This is a genomic window from Paenibacillus sp. P2(2022) (genome assembly GCF_029522175.1).
Classification (GTDB): domain Bacteria; phylum Bacillota; class Bacilli; order Paenibacillales; family Paenibacillaceae; genus Paenibacillus; species Paenibacillus polymyxa.
In genome coordinates this window covers 1-14,801 of record NZ_JAKWFI010000014.1, presented here as the reverse complement: position 1 = coordinate 14,801, position 14,801 = coordinate 1, and the positions used below count along the sequence as shown (strand labels likewise).

The following is a 14,801-nucleotide window of genomic DNA, read 5'->3' as shown; positions in this document are numbered from 1 at the left end:
TAGGAAGGGGGAACGGGAATGGATTGGAGCCGCGCTAAAAACGTACTGATCTGTACATTTTTGCTGCTCAATGTGGTATTGGGTTATCAACTGTGGCATGATGCGCAGGAAACGGCCGGGCCGAATCTGGATTTTACTTCACTGGATGAAAACACGCAGCGTTTAATGGAAGAGAAAAGCATTCAGGTGCTGGCTCCGATTCCCGGAGATACCCCGCAGCTGCCCAAGCTGTCTTACACCTATGTCCATAGTGGAGAGAAAGATGAACTTGTGCAGCTGCTGAGACCAGTGGACAGCAAGCTGGTATTCACTCATGATGCGCTAGTGGAGGCATTGGAGCCGCAAATCAAGGATATCGATAGCTATCAGTATGATCCGCTGGATGTCCAGGAGGAGCTTGTATCCGGACAGGCAGATGCTTTTGTACTGCATCCGTTGGTACAGGGCAAGTGGCCGCTCTTTAATGTGAAGCTGGCTCTGTTTTACAGCAATCAGAAGATTACAGGGTATCGCAAAATTCAAGTGGAGCTCCAGCCCTCGGATGAGGCAAAGAAAATGCTGCCTGCGTCCAAAGCCTTGGCGAGGCTGATCGATGGCTATTTGCCGCGTGACTCCGTAGTGAAGGATATCCGGCTCGGATATTACGGACAGACCTTTAACTCCGATAGCCAGGTGGCTGCTCCGGTGTGGCGGTTTATGCTGGACAACGGAAAAGGCGTGTATTATGTACAGATGAACGGAGATGTCATTAGTCCAAAGACAGAACATACAGAAGGGTCTTGAACAGATATGGGGATTTCTTTTACCGTGCTGTCGAGCGGTTCGACCGGCAACGCTACCGTTGTACGGAACGAAGACACGACATTGCTCATCGATGCAGGTCTCAGCGCAAAGCGTATTGACGAATTGCTGAAAGAACGCGATCTGAGCGGAGAAGAGTTGGATGGTATTTTGGTCACGCATGAGCATTCCGATCATGTTAAAGGACTAGGCGCCATGGCGCGTAAATATAATTTACCTATATATGCTAACGAGAAGACATGGTTTGCCATCAGCAACGCTGTTGGGCAAATCGCGGATGATAACCGCAGAATATTGGAGACAGGCGCGACACGGGAATTTGAGTCATTGCGTGTAGAGTCTTTTGGCATCTCCCATGATGCGGCTGAGCCCGTAGGATACAGCTTTTATGATGGGGCAGAGAAGCTTAGCGTAGCGACCGATCTCGGCTATGTCAGCGATAAGGTAAAACAAGCGATATCAGATGCAGATGTATTGGTGCTAGAGGCTAACCATGATGTAGAAATGCTGCGTATGGGCCGCTATCCTTGGAACATCAAGCGCCGTATACTCAGTGATATCGGCCACTTATCCAATGAGATGGCAGGTGCGATTCTTAGCGAGCTGTTGACCGGACGGACAAAGCGGACGTATCTGGCACATTTGAGCCGCGACCACAATATGATGGAGCTTGCGAAGCTGACCGTACGCGGGGCAATGGAAGACCGCGGCTGTTTTTACAAGGATAGTGAGTTTCGATTGTGTGATACGTATTATGATCGTCCTACACCTTGGGATAAGGTAAGTGAGCCATAAAGCTGTCCAACTCGGCGGCTTTGCGCTCGACCTCTTCACGGGTCACTATGCCTTTGTCCACCAGTAGCTCAATCAATGTACTTAGCGCCAGTGTATTACGGTAGTGCTCGTCTTTCAAATCCGCAAGCTTGGCTGCCATGCGAACTTCATCCATAGCGGAACGATGGGAATTCATCCTATATTCCTCCTGTAAAAATATTTTTAAAATGGCGTGCAATAAGCTTGGTTCTGCCTGTGGTTTTGCCAAGTGCTGTGATACAATAAAGCTAACAACAGAAAGCTTTCTGAAGGAAGGCTCTCATCGAAAGTATAGGCTGCTTTAAGCGGACGGGAACAAGCCAGAACGTCTCTATGAGACGATCATTTTGTAATAGAATAGAAGACTTGTTACTATTGTAGTCCATTGGTTTGGAAATCATTCCTCTTTTTTCCTCTATTCGGGGTCAGATTCGGCGTGTATGCTAATTTATGAGATTTGGTTGCTTAGGAAGGTTCCATTTGTGGTGATTAATAAGTAGACCGGAACGATTAGTTGCTGAATTCCGATGGTAGGGGATATTCAATCCATTTGAGATGTTCAACGGAGCAGGTTCTCTGTAGCATAGGTTGGCGCAAGCCCGAATAGCCCTAATTTTTTAGTGAGTGTCGGTGCATGACAACGAAGGGGAGAGGATTAGCATGGGCTTGTTTGATGATGATTTTTATTCAACGAAGGTGTCCACACGTGCGGCTAAAAAAACGGCATTTAAGGCGCGTCGCGGAGGACGAGGACGTTGGCCGCACAGGAATCGTCGGGTAAGTCCGGTGCAGGCTGCTGTCATTAGCGGTGCGGTGAGTGCAGTGGTTTCCGTGCTGCTGTTCAGCTTTGTTACAGGTCTGCCCTCCACTACAGCGGTAACCGGAGCAAGTCATTATCCCTTGCGGCAAGCAGCGGGCGATCCGTATGATCGGATTGTGCAGGCGGCAGCCAAGGTACGCCCAGCCGTCGTCAGCATCGTAAACCTGAAGGGGGAAGACGGTAAAAGTACGGAACAATCCGCGCTTGGATCGGGCGTCATTTTCCGTGTGAGCTCAGGCAAAGCCTTTATTATGACAAACAACCATGTCATTGAAGGATCGGATGATCTGGATATTATAACCGTAGACGGTGTCAGAAAAGAGGCGAAGCTGGTCGGAAAGGATCGCATTAGTGATATCGCTGTACTGGCCGTTGATGATAAAGGCATTAGCACAGTGGCGGATATCGGGGACTCCAGCAAACTTCGTCTGGGCGAGACGGTCATTGCGATTGGCAACCCGCTCGGATTGGGAGACACCCTGACCTCCGGCATTGTGAGCTATACGAATCGCATCATTCCAATCTCCATTAATCAGGATGGTGTATATGACTGGGAACAGCATGTGATTCAGACTGATGCGGCGATTAATGAAGGAAACAGCGGCGGAGCGCTGGTCGATCTTGACGGACGGGTGATTGGCATCAATACGATGAAAATCGCCGATACAGGTGTTGAAGGACTGGGCTTCGCCATTCCTGCTAATGAGGTAATGAAGACGGTGAATGAACTGGTTGAGGATGGAAAGATTACCCGCCCTTATCTGGGGGTGTACACGGTGGACCTCAATAATGAATATGCACCTTTGGATGAAACTCAGCGCAAGGAACTCAAGCTGCCTGACAGCGTCAAGGATGGAGCCGTTGTTCTGGAGGCCCATGGTCCTGCCAAGGAGGGCGGCTTGAAGCTGAACGATGTCATTACAGCGTTTGATAGCGAACCGATTAACTCTACGCTTGATTTGCGTCGCTACCTGTATGATAACAAGAAGATTGGCGATGAGCTTAAAGTTACCTTTTACCGGGCAGGCAAGGAAGAGTCAGTGACGTTAAAATTAACAGATAAGCCGGAAGGCTAAGGTTGAATGATAGACTTAACTATAAAGAAGGCGCTCTCCGGCTTATTTCCGGGAACGCCTTTTTTTGATTTCTGCAGTACCTTGGATTAAGATGTCGTACCCGTCACGCGGGTTCCGCTCTTGGTGATTTTGTATGTCACTACATCGCCGCTCCAGAAGTGGAACTTCAACGTGACTTCACCATCCTTCACACTGTTGAAAAATTCAGGCAGCAGCTTGATGCCATTCGTATCATAGGCAGGGGCAAAAGTATTGCCAAACTCTTTATAAGGTGTCCAATCCTGTGGACCGGCATTGCCTCCATTCGTATACACGGCTTCCATCGTCGCAAGCTGGCTACCACGGAAGTCTGTTGGAATGGTAAAGGCTTGTGTAGTCCCTTCGACGGCACTTAATTTCGGTGTATCATACACGACGACTCTAAAATTCCAATCAGCCCCCTTATTAAACTTGGTGTTAATAACGGCATTCTCACCATATTTACCGGAAGTAATTAGGCTGGTGAGCAAGCTGGCTTTGAAGGTTAATGTGTCTCCACTCAGCGTATAGTCGGTGCCCTGTTTCAACTGCTTGCTGTTGGCATTGAGCGATTTCAACTGGTTGCCGTTCAGGTTTAGGGTGATCTTGGTATCCTGAACAGAAGAGCCTTTCTTCAAGTGAATGAGGTCACTAGCTGCATTGGAGGAACGTCCTTTCAGGCTGGCCTTAATGACATTAAAGAGTTCAGGATCAGACCACTTGTAAGTGCTCCGATTCAAGTGCTGGCCGTTATCCCAGAGCATGCCTGTTACTTTCTTCTCTTTCATGTAATAAGTCAAAAATTCAAAAAACTTCAGCTTTTCGCCCTGTTCAATAACACCTGTATGTTTATCAAAACCGAGCAGGCCATATTCACCGACAATAACCGGGATTCCCTTGGCTACAAAGGTGTTATAGACATTATCAAAGGTTTGAACAATATCGTTTTGGGCAGCTTTATCAAATGTTGTATTCCCGGCAATGTTTACACTGAAAGGCCAAAAGCCATAATAGTGAACGGTTGCAATCAGGTTGGGATCGTTCAGCTTGGTTATCGTGTTATACAGTTCGTTGATTTTGGCCTGAGCAGGTGAAGTATCTAATCCAGGCAGAACAAGGGGACGCGTGGCATTCTTACCACCGGAGGCGCGAACGATTTTATGGAAGGATACATTTAGCTCATGAAGCATCTGATTCATTTTCGCTTCATCCGTTGTTCCCCCTTCAGAAAAGCGGGGCTCGTTAATGCTCTCGAACATCAGCTTGTGAGGCTGATTTTTAAAGCGGTCGGCAATTTGTGTCCATAATGCGTTATAGCGTGCTAACACTTCATCATGCTTGGGCTCCATACTGCTTACCCACGTCCATGAATCATGATGGACATTGATCATGACGTACAGATTGGCATCCAGTGCCCAGCGAACAACCTCTTCCACACGGTTCATGTAAGCAGATTCAACGGTATAATGGGGTGCGGCTCCAATATGCTTATCCCAGGTGACGGGAATCCGAATACTTTTGTACCCTTGGGCAGCAATTTGCTGGATCAAAGCTTGGGTAATGCGCGGATTGCCCCAGGCGGTCTCATCCGCCCCGACAGCATCCAGCGAATTTCCTAAATTCCATCCAGGCTGCATGGCTTCCACGTATGACTGCATATTGCTTGTTGCAGCAGTTGGCTGTGCTTGTCCGTCCGTTTCAGCAGCGGCCACGGATGCGAATGTGGATAATAATAGGGTAATGGCAAGCGTCAACGACAGCAATGAAATGGGTCTTCGTTTTAACATAACAGGCCCCTTTACAAAGTTATTTTTGAAAGCGCTTTCTAATAAAACACTATCATACTAATGCAATATGGAATACCTGCATAATTCAAGTAAAAATCATGTGTGAATTAGTTATTTTACAATTGTAAGCGTTATTATTGAAAAAATACAGAAATGAGTGTAGAATCTATGACCCTACGCGAAAGATGGATTCGCAAAGGGCTAATGAGTACGGAAGGGAGATGGAGCTAAATATGGGGACATGGAACACCGAAGAGGCCATTCGACGCTGGAATATGCATGCGGAAAATTTTACTGCTAAGTACACTGAAGAAGGGGATCGGTCTCGTGAAGTGCTGCTAAATCCTGCTTTGCAAGAGTGTATGGGACTGATCGCAGGCAAAAAGGTGCTGGATGCCGGCTGTGGCGAAGGTTATCTGAGCCGGAAAATGACCAGGGCGGGTGCTTTGGTGGAGGCTGTCGATTACTCGACAGAGATGCTGAGGCTAGCCAAAGAGCGAACACCAGCAGCGTTGGGAATTACATATCACCATGGCAATCTGGAGAAGCTGGAGATGTTCGGGGACCAGAGCTTTGATCTGATCGTGTCTAATATGGTCATACAGGACTTGGCTCATTATGAGCAGGCGATTGCCGAAATGCGGCGATTATTAGTTCCAGGGGGCCGCTTTATTTTTTCTATTTTACATCCATGTTTCCTGACGCCGCAGAGTGGGTGGGTAAAGGATGAGACAGGAAAAAAGCTGTATTGGAAAGTGGATCAATATTTCAACGAAGGCCCTTTGGAGCAAGCCATTCCTTATGATCAGGAGGAAAAGCTTTTGTATTTTCACCGTACGCTGGGCAGCTATGTACAGACCATTGTTGAGGCTGGCTTGTTGTTGGATGGGATGGCCGAACCGAAGCCGTCTGCTGACATGTTGGAGAAATATCCCCATTTCCGTGAAGACCTGAACGTCAGTAATTTTCTCATTTTTAAGACCAAACGTCAGGTATAGTGGGCAAGCCCTTTCCTTTCCGCGTCAAGTGTGGTAGAACAAAAGAAGGCGGTTTTGACACACCTACAACAGGAAGAGCTTCAAACGGAAAGGGATGCAACTGGAATGTACGTGGTATGTAAAGAGCATGTGGAACTGGCAATTGATATGTTCGTCGATGAATACGAGGATGCACCGGATGTCGTCGATCTCAAAGAAACGAAATTTTCGGATTGGGACCCTCCAGTGAAGTGCAAGGAATGTGAGAAAAAAGCAGAGTTTTTGGTCGTCTAAACAACAAGCACGGGCGTTTCGGGCAGAAACGTCCTTTTTGTATACATCCCCACCATGTACTGAGACAGGAGTGAACGTTGGATGGACCCTTTGCTGCATTCACTGTTTCGTCCGCTTCAGGTCAATGGAAGTGATCCCTATACATATTATATTGAACAAAAGCCGTCTGCTGCGCTGAGAGCTTACGTAGCCTGCTATTGGGAGTCGGGTCCGGCTACTAGAGAAGTTTATGAACGGAATATGGCAGTATCGGATAGAGACGAAGCTTCATTAGGCTGGCTGGAGGAAGAAGAGGCAGTGGACCGGGTATTACCTGATGGTTGTACGGATATTCTATTAGAATACGACCCGGTGAGTAAGCGTCAGGAACTCTCATACTGCGGGACATTTACGCATCCGTTCGTGTCTACCAGACAAGCAGGGTCCGAGACACGCATTTTTGCAGTAAGATTTTTCCCTGGTGGAGCACATTATTTTCACGGCATGTCGACTCATTTGTTTACAGGCGGTAATTATCGCTTGGAAGAGATATGGCCCGAGAATGTCGAGATCATAGGTGAGCGCATTTTGGAGGCACGAGACTTTAATGAACGGGTGCGCATCATGGAGGAGTATCTTAACCAGCTTCTAATGCGCCAACGCACGAACGATTGTGACCTGATGAAAAACTTGCTGCATCGCATCTTTGTGAACGGCGGGAGTGTGGGGGTTAAGGAGCTTGCGGAGCGTGAGGCAATCAGTGAAAGACGGCTCAACCGCAAATTTGGGCAATGGATTGGGATCAGCCCCAAAAAGTTCAGTGAAGTCGTCCGCTTCCAGAGCGTTCTGCACAGTATTCAGAATGGTGATTCTGTCGATTCGATGGAGTTGGCATTGAAGCATAACTTTTTTGACCAAGCGCATCTAATCCGTGATTTTCGCAGATTTTATGGAGCTTCCCCGCTTACTGCGGCTAAGGACTTTCGGAAGTTGTCCGATTTTTACAATACACGTTCGGAACCCTCGGCTATACTCAAAATAGGAAGAAGAATGGCAAAGGAGAGATGAGGATATGAGTGGAACGCTGCAGGTTCGCGATCATCTGCTGAATGAGCTGGAGACCGGGGTACGGACGGGGGAAGCCTTGATTCGTAAAATACGTCCAGAGGATTGGAGCTTTCGCCCACAGGACAATTTCCGTTCGCTGCTGGAGTTAGTGCACCACTTTGTGCTTATTCCAGCTTCGGATCTTGCGATTATGCAGGAGAAGTCCGAGGTAGAAGTAGGAGAGATTGAAAATAGCCTGTCCGGAGTGGAAGATCCCGAGCGCTTGGCTGAGACTTTTAAGCAGAATTTTGAGGCATATAAGGCTTACATTCTTTCGCTTAGCGAAGACGATTATCTGAATCGTTCGACGAAGGCCTTTTATATGGAGCATGGGCATTTGCAGGTTCAATGGCAAATTGAGACTGTGACCCATGTGTTCCATCACCGCTCGCAGATCTACAATTATCTGAAGCAACTGGGACATGAAGTGAGCTTTTTTATGTTGTATGCTTAAGTTTTTTATATAAAAAGGTTTGAGGGCACCTGTGGGGTGCTCTTTTTGGTTTTATTTAAGACTTTTCAGGGTGGAATGGCTTAGTCGAACGCACGTGAAACTTCTTTACTAACACGACTAAGAATCCTGATTTGTTCTTCGTTCAATCTGCTGGTCAACGCAACAAACTCATCTATGGCCTCTTGCCGAATCATTTCGTCTGCAGTCATATGTTCTTCGGAAAACATTAATTCACTGATAGACACGTTTAAGGCGGTTAGCACTTTCTCCAGGGTATCAATCGAAAAGTTTCTCTCTCCACGCTCTAGTGATCCGATATATGCATCATCTAATCCTGAAAGCTCCGCAAGTTGTTGCTGTGTTAATCCCTTAGCCTTCCGAATTGCTTTAATTCTTTCCCCAACCGAATTTCGTAATTTTGTTATATTAACCACCTCATAACAAGCTTATGGAAGATGAAGTGTAAAAGTCAGGTAGAAGGGAATAGTTCAAATCTTTTTATGCTGTAACTCAACTAAACCAACAATGTTTTTAGTAATAGTAGTAAGAATTTCGAGTTCTGTTGTTTCTCTTGAATTTATGAGTAACATAAGTTCATTTATGATTTGTTTTCGATCCGTAGGTTCATCGAATTGAAAAAGTTCAAAGGCTGGAACTTTTAGCGCTAAAATAATTTTTTCCAACGTCTCCAATGAAATATTTCGATCTCCACGTTCAACTCCGCCAATATAACTGTAATGAAGTCCTGCGGCTTCTGCCAGTTGTTCCTGTGTCCATCCTTTAGCCTTTCTTAGCTCCCGTATCCGGTTTCCGACACTTTCTGGTAAACTCATGTGATCACCTCCACTTAAGGTTAGAAGAGGAGAGAATATCGTTACAGACCATCTTATGCAAAATAAAAACACATAAAATTGTACTTTTAAGTACTTTTTATATTGACCTCCTATTCCAATTTCTATACAATTGGCTGTACATGGGAATATGAGGAGAGGCTACTCTTGGAAACTTCTATCCTGAAATCACTCAAACCGGATATCATTGTTGAAATGTTGGAGATGGCTGTGGCTTTTGAAAATTGGAAAAAGGTGATGGAGACGGCGGATATTTTGTACCAATGTGTCCAGCGTATCTACGAAGAAAGGCAGTATTATAAAGCAATGAAATTACCCATCCCGCATGTCAATTTAGAACGTCCGTTGGTATATTATTTTGGGCTCAGTCACCTGATGTGCGGAATGGCTCACCAGAATCAGGGTGCATATGAGCAGGCAAGGGAGTGCATCTATAAGTATGCTGAGCTAGGGTGGATGGAGGATTTAGAGGAAGAAGACAATCAGGTTGTCGAGGAATTCAGGTTTTTAGCCAAAACTAATTTATATGCAGTAGATATTTTATCTGGAAATATAGAGCTGATCGAGGAATATGTAGCCTTTTTGCAGGATAATCTAGAGGAAATATTACCGGGGCTCAATACCATATTACAGGCAGCGCTTATGTATCATTTGGATGTGGCAGATATTTTACATACGTTTGCAGAGCAGATTAATGAATTCGAGAGTTATGAAGACGCAGAGAACATATCTTACTATTATAGCTACTGCTATCACTTGGCTTTGTACTATCGGAAGTGCGGCAGATTACAGGATGCAGTGGGACTTACTGTGCGGGCGATGCAACTAGCAGATCAGTCAGGTAACGATCGTAATTTCAAGAAATGTACGGCATTGTTCGAATCATTACGGGAATCAGCAACAGCGGAGCAAATCAGCGAATATCAACAGATGCTAATATGGTGTCTTGATGAATACGGAACTGAAAGCATTCCATTGTGATGAGGCCTAAATGAATGATCCGCTATAATCTGAACAGGGAATAGGCTTGTAACGGAGAGGAAATAGATAGGTAAGAGACGTTTCAGGTGCTAAAATAACTATGATACAGGTATGTTTCTAAGTTAGGGATCGTAAATACGATTTTACATTATCATTCGACATAGATAGGGGTATGGAATTTGTTTATTCAGCTTATAGGTGTGGGCAAGTTAAAAGAGAAATATTTGGTCATGGGCATTCAGGAATACGCTAAACGGCTGGGGCCATACATCAAGTTTCAAATGATCGAGGTAGCGGATGAAAAGGCCCCAGACACACTAAGCGAGGCGGAAGTCCGACAGGTTAAGGAGCGAGAAGGCGAGCGTATTTTAGCCCATGTGAAAAGTGAAGCACACGTGATTGTACTTGCCATCGACGGCAAACTCTGGAGCTCGGAAGAACTCGCAGAGGAATTGGACAAGCTCGGCACCTACGGTACAAGCCATGTTGTCTTCGTCATTGGCGGAAGCCACGGTCTCTCTGACGAAGTTCTCCGCCGCGCCCAGCAGAAGCTGAGCTTCGGAAGGATGACCTTGCCACATCAGCTGATGCGATTGGTACTGGTGGAACAGATTTATCGGGCGGTGAAGATTAATCGGGGGGAGCCATATCATAAGTAGCGGCAAGTTTTTTTGGTGGAGATCGAGCAGACTCCTTACGGGGCAAGGCTTTTCGCAGGTGCATCCGTGTGACTCCCTTCGCGTTTTGACTTGCGGGTAGCTTGTTGGAAAGGCCGCACCCGTACCACAACCCACGTAGACACAGCTTTGTTAGTGTCAAAAGTGTCAGGACTGACAATCCGCCGCAATTGACGCAACTGACGCTTGGGAATCGTATGGGTTCAGGTTGTGATTGTCTGTTGTACGAAGTACAACACGTACACGGCGCGTCGGGGACAGTGTGTCTGTTGTTTGGGCAAGCTGCCCCTTTTCTTCATGCTGGTATGGCCTTGCTGCGATAACCATTACCCAGACATTTGAGCCCTCGTTCGTCGAAGGTATTTCTGAGTTTGTGAATCAGTAGCTCCTCTGTGTTTAGTCTCTGATTGCAATTTAGTTCAGCCATTGTTCTGCCTCCTCATCAAGTGTTCCGACTATTGCGAAAAACGTGACCCAAAAATCGTTATCCAGCATCAAGACCATTCTGTACATTTCAATGTCTCCAAGGTCGTAGATTTCTACAAACTCGAAGGTGTGTGTGAAGAGATCGTCACCGTGCAATCCAGCGTAGCTGAGATTGTAAAGATGTCGCCTGATTCGAGAAGGATGATGGGGCTGTGTTGGTCGATGGTGGAGGTGTCGTCTTCGTCACTGGAGAGTTCGGATTGTAGGTGTTGGAAGTATTGATTGATATGAGCCATAAGCGCATGGTTAATATTGGGATTTTGAGACGGCTTCTGAATGTCGTGGTAGATACTGATGCTTCGAAAAAAAGTTCATCCTTTCATTTATAGAAGTCTTCTTTTTATTAAAAAGTAGGAAAATTTACCCAGTAAAAGAAATGGGTTTTCACCACCATTAGGAGTTCACAAACTAACAAATCAATTAGACCTAGACAAAAAGTGTTTCTTTAATTGTTGTGTGTGTATTTAAAATTAAGAAGTGCATATTTTGCCCAGAGATTCAGACAGTAAAGTTTGTGGTGAAGATCCATGAAGGTGACAAAAAGGAGTTTATTGTAAAGGTCGTAAATAATATAATGTGGATATAACAACACGACAGGAGTGTTTAAGTGAGTTATTCTGATTGGAAAGAAATAAATGTAAATGTTGCTCAAGTGCTGCTTGATTACGATAATCCTCGAGTTTTCATTGATAAACCTACTCAAGAAAATTTATTAAGATTTTTGGTTAACGAAGAAGATTCTATTGAACTAGCAAACAGTATAAACACTAACCAAGGACTACCTCCGGCAGAAAAGCCAGTAGTTATTCTTGAAGATGGTAAGTATGTTGTTGTGGAAGGGAACCGAAGAATATCTGCTTGTAAGTTACTCTACAATCGCTCGCTTCTTTCGACTAATGAGTTTAATAAGGTGCCTGATATTGACTCATCTATGAAGGAATATCTTGAGAATCTTCCAGTGGTTCTTGCTCCAAGTAGAGATGCGGCGGAACCCTTTATTACAAGTCGTCATGCAGGAGAAAAAGGGATTAAACGATGGTCTACTATTGCCACAACGAAAAGATATATTAATAGGTATAGAAAACAAGAGTCTATCAATCACATTGCTAGAGTTTTGGGTGAAACTCCTTCGATCGTAAGAAAAGGAATTCGTTTCTTTTATTTTTTGGAATATGTGAGAAATGAACTGTCATGGACGGATGAAGAGAAAAGAAATTTGGAAATTTTTAAAATGGAAACAACAAAATTAGATCGTTTTTTACCATTTTCTAAAAAAGCCAGAGAAATTCTCAAAATTGATTTTTTGCCAAACCAAAGAATTACGACGGAATTGCCTGTGCAAAATTTCAATGCTGCACTTAAAGATATAATAGAACGTATATACTTACATAATGAAATTGATACACGTTCTACTGTAGAGGAAGTGTTTGATTCTCGAGTTGTTAGTATGAGTCAAAGAGATTTAAACACTGCGAAGACAGATATGGGAAATGGAACTGGAGAAGCGCCGAAGGGTGGAACTGGAGAAGCGCCGAAGGGTGGAACTGGAGAAGCGCCGAAGGGTGGAACTGGAGAAGCGCCGAAGGGTGGAACTGAAGAAGCACCGAAGGGTGGAACAACGAAAGGCGCTACAAACTTAGAAAAGTATACTTATTTGACTAAAGCATACCCTTTTACAAATCGTTATAAATTAAACAAGAGGATTAATGTTTTGATTAAAGAACTTAAATCGACCAAATATAAGGAGAATCGAATGGGATCGATGTATCTAGTTCGTTCTTTACTTGAGACATACACACATGAATACATTGACTATTTTGTCCATCAAGATGGAGAAAATAGACTGAAAGGAGTAGCCAAAGATAGAACTAAAAGAAACCAAACTTTGAGAGAATTAATATTTGATCCTATTAAAATTCATTTGAAGAAATCATTTCCACAGTATGAAGAACAAATAGAACTGATTGATGTTACTTTCACTGAGAATAACAATACTGCAGTTACAAGAATCATAAATTTTTATATTCATTCACAAACGCAAACTCCTGATTATCAGGAGCTTCTAGATTGTTGGAAAAAAGTATCTATGATTCTCGATTGTTTAGACGATATTTTGGCAACGCAAAATTCAATTAAGATTTGAATATCAGTTTCGCTAAATTGATTGATGTGATATGCTATAATTTAGGTTTTCATCAATCTAGTGCTAGTATTATCCCATGATTTTCGCTCAACAATTGCTGGGGAATGTACATTTCTTTAAGGGAGGAGGAAACAACTTTGCCATTAACATACTCGCCTCTTCGCTATCCTGGAGGGAAATCACAATTATATAAATTCGTAAGAAATGTAATTGAGCAGAATGGAATAGAAAATCCTATTTACGTAGAGCCTTTTGCGGGTGGTGCTGGCCTCGCAGTTGAACTACTCTTAAAAGAGAATGTACATTCAATTGTAATTAATGATTTTGATAGAGCCATTTATAACTTTTGGTATAGTGTTTTAAACGATCCAGAAAATTTAATTAACTTAATTTTAACTACACCTATAAATATAGAAGAGTGGGAAAGACAAAGAGAGATTTATAATAATCAACACAAATATGGAACTCTCGAAATTGGATTTGCAACCTTCTTTTTAAATCGTACTAACCGCTCGGGGATAATTAAAGGTGGCCCGATAAGCAGGGATGAAAACGGTAAGTATCCATTGCATTGCAGATATAATAGTAGTGATTTAGTGGACAAAATTAGGCGTATATTCAATCTTAGGGATAGAATTCAGTTATACAATCATGATGCAGTTTATTTTATACAACGTATTTTACCAAACTATGCGGCAAATCGGCTCTTTATTTTCTTTGACCCTCCATACTATAAGCAGGGAAAGAACTTATATACCAATTTTTACAGTCATGATGACCATAGAGAACTTTCCGAATCAATTAGGGGAATAGTAAATAGTCACTGGATCACTACTTATGATTACATTGACAAAATTTCTGAAATATATGAAGACGTGCCTACAAAGGTGTATCAGCTTCAATATTCTGCAAATAGGAAAAGAAAAGAGAGAGAATATTTATTTCACAATGACAGGACTATTGTAACTTCTTTCGACAAAGTTCAGTTTATAGAAGAATTAGAAGGTTGATCCTAGACTGGGTCAACCTTTTTGATTGTAACTTGACGTTACAGACAGCGTGGAGAACCGTATCATAAATGACGGCAATGTGTAAGAGATAGCAGGGCCATTTCTAATTGATGTTGAAGCTTTAATATAAAAGTACGTGCTTAACTATTACGGTATATATTTTTATGCTAAACACAATAATTAATGCTAGACAGGGTTATTTATGGAGAAGTATAATGAGATTGTCGGTATGGAAAAAGCAGGGAAGGTGGTTATAGTACAGGAGAAGGTTATTAAAAAATGGGATTAAAATGAAAATGTAAAGAAACCGTTGAGGTTATTAAGAGTGAGAATAAGGACCGTTTGGGTCGTTGAAATGTAAAGAAACCGTTGAGGTTATTAAAAGTGAGAATAAGGACCGTTTGGGTCGTTGAAATGTAAAGAAACCGTTGAGGTTATTAAAAGTGAGAATAAGGACCATTTGGGTCGTTGAAATGTAAAGAAACCGTTGAGGTTATTAAAAGTGAGAATAAGGACCATTTGGGTCG

Annotated in this window: 16 protein-coding genes; 11 read left to right on the top strand and 5 right to left on the bottom strand. The window is 43.6% G+C overall.

What is annotated here, in order from left to right:
* Positions 1 to 18 precede the first annotated feature (18 nt).
* Together yycI and MMB75_RS24170 are read left to right on the top strand one after the other, a co-directional pair.
* A complete protein-coding gene (gene yycI, locus MMB75_RS24175) occupies positions 19 to 783 on the top strand; it encodes a two-component system regulatory protein YycI (protein ID WP_013373885.1) in 765 nt (254 codons plus the stop codon).
* 6 nt (positions 784 to 789) lie between these two features.
* A complete protein-coding gene (locus MMB75_RS24170) occupies positions 790 to 1,596 on the top strand; it encodes an MBL fold metallo-hydrolase (RefSeq protein ID WP_016822471.1) in 807 nt (268 codons plus the stop codon).
* Here the strand turns inward: MMB75_RS24170 and MMB75_RS24165 are convergent.
* Positions 1,565 to 1,771 carry a hypothetical protein gene (locus MMB75_RS24165; protein ID WP_013373883.1) on the bottom strand — a complete coding sequence of 69 codons (207 nt, stop codon included), beginning with the start codon at positions 1,769 to 1,771 and terminating at the stop codon, positions 1,565 to 1,567. The two genes, MMB75_RS24170 and MMB75_RS24165, sit on opposite strands and share 32 nt — an antisense overlap.
* Before the next feature lie 503 nt (positions 1,772 to 2,274).
* On the opposite strand from MMB75_RS24165, the gene MMB75_RS24160 reads away from it, so the two are divergent.
* Positions 2,275 to 3,510 (top strand): S1C family serine protease, encoded by a 1,236-nt coding sequence (locus tag MMB75_RS24160; protein WP_045244804.1) that lies wholly within the window; start codon positions 2,275 to 2,277, stop codon positions 3,508 to 3,510.
* 86 nt (positions 3,511 to 3,596) lie between these two features.
* On the opposite strand, the gene MMB75_RS24155 is transcribed toward MMB75_RS24160, so the two are convergent.
* Positions 3,597 to 5,315 (bottom strand): cellulase family glycosylhydrolase, encoded by a 1,719-nt coding sequence (locus tag MMB75_RS24155; RefSeq protein ID WP_045244803.1) that lies wholly within the window; start codon positions 5,313 to 5,315, stop codon positions 3,597 to 3,599.
* A 233-nt stretch (positions 5,316 to 5,548) separates the two neighbouring features.
* Between MMB75_RS24155 and MMB75_RS24150 the strand changes: the two genes are divergently transcribed.
* The 4 genes from MMB75_RS24150 to MMB75_RS24135 all read left to right on the top strand — a co-directional run bounded on the left by MMB75_RS24150 (position 5,549) and on the right by MMB75_RS24135 (position 8,126).
* A complete protein-coding gene (locus tag MMB75_RS24150) occupies positions 5,549 to 6,313 on the top strand; it encodes a class I SAM-dependent methyltransferase (RefSeq protein ID WP_103042642.1) in 765 nt (254 codons plus the stop codon).
* 105 nt (positions 6,314 to 6,418) lie between these two features.
* On the top strand, positions 6,419 to 6,586 hold the full coding sequence (locus MMB75_RS24145) for a CxxH/CxxC protein (RefSeq protein ID WP_013373879.1): 168 nt from the start codon (positions 6,419 to 6,421) through the stop codon (positions 6,584 to 6,586).
* Between the two features lie 81 nt (positions 6,587 to 6,667).
* The gene (locus MMB75_RS24140; RefSeq protein ID WP_103042641.1) at positions 6,668 to 7,633 is read left to right on the top strand and encodes an AraC family transcriptional regulator; all 966 of its coding nucleotides are present in this window, start codon (positions 6,668 to 6,670) and stop codon (positions 7,631 to 7,633) included.
* 4 nt (positions 7,634 to 7,637) lie between these two features.
* Positions 7,638 to 8,126, top strand: coding sequence for a DinB family protein (locus tag MMB75_RS24135; protein ID WP_016822477.1), 489 nt, complete (start codon positions 7,638 to 7,640; stop codon positions 8,124 to 8,126).
* Between the two features lie 80 nt (positions 8,127 to 8,206).
* Here the strand turns inward: MMB75_RS24135 and MMB75_RS24130 are convergent, their stop codons facing one another.
* Both MMB75_RS24130 and MMB75_RS24125 read right to left on the bottom strand, forming a co-directional pair.
* Entirely contained in the window at positions 8,207 to 8,560 is a 354-nt protein-coding gene (locus tag MMB75_RS24130) for a helix-turn-helix domain-containing protein (RefSeq protein WP_016822478.1), read from the bottom strand.
* A 54-nt stretch (positions 8,561 to 8,614) separates the two neighbouring features.
* The gene (locus MMB75_RS24125; protein WP_016822479.1) at positions 8,615 to 8,959 is read right to left on the bottom strand and encodes a helix-turn-helix domain-containing protein; all 345 of its coding nucleotides are present in this window, start codon (positions 8,957 to 8,959) and stop codon (positions 8,615 to 8,617) included.
* A 165-nt stretch (positions 8,960 to 9,124) separates the two neighbouring features.
* On the opposite strand from MMB75_RS24125, the gene MMB75_RS24120 reads away from it, so the two are divergent.
* Positions 9,125 to 9,958 carry a hypothetical protein gene (locus tag MMB75_RS24120; protein WP_016822480.1) on the top strand — a complete coding sequence of 278 codons (834 nt, stop codon included), beginning with the start codon at positions 9,125 to 9,127 and terminating at the stop codon, positions 9,956 to 9,958.
* 179 nt (positions 9,959 to 10,137) lie between these two features.
* Complete coding sequence (gene rlmH / locus MMB75_RS24115; protein WP_013312768.1) at positions 10,138 to 10,617, top strand: 23S rRNA (pseudouridine(1915)-N(3))-methyltransferase RlmH; 480 nt, start codon at positions 10,138 to 10,140, stop codon at positions 10,615 to 10,617.
* 313 nt (positions 10,618 to 10,930) lie between these two features.
* Here the strand turns inward: rlmH and MMB75_RS24110 are convergent, their stop codons facing one another.
* On the bottom strand, positions 10,931 to 11,062 hold the full coding sequence (locus tag MMB75_RS24110; protein WP_260846419.1) for a hypothetical protein: 132 nt from the start codon (positions 11,060 to 11,062) through the stop codon (positions 10,931 to 10,933).
* 666 nt (positions 11,063 to 11,728) lie between these two features.
* On the opposite strand from MMB75_RS24110, the gene MMB75_RS24105 reads away from it, so the two are divergent.
* A complete protein-coding gene (locus tag MMB75_RS24105; RefSeq protein ID WP_277511208.1) occupies positions 11,729 to 13,264 on the top strand; it encodes a ParB N-terminal domain-containing protein in 1,536 nt (511 codons plus the stop codon).
* A gap of 137 nt (positions 13,265 to 13,401) precedes the next feature.
* Positions 13,402 to 14,274: a DNA adenine methylase gene (locus MMB75_RS24100; protein ID WP_045244798.1), complete on the top strand. Its 873-nt coding sequence runs from the start codon at positions 13,402 to 13,404 to the stop codon at positions 14,272 to 14,274.
* Positions 14,275 to 14,801: the final 527 nt, after the last annotated feature.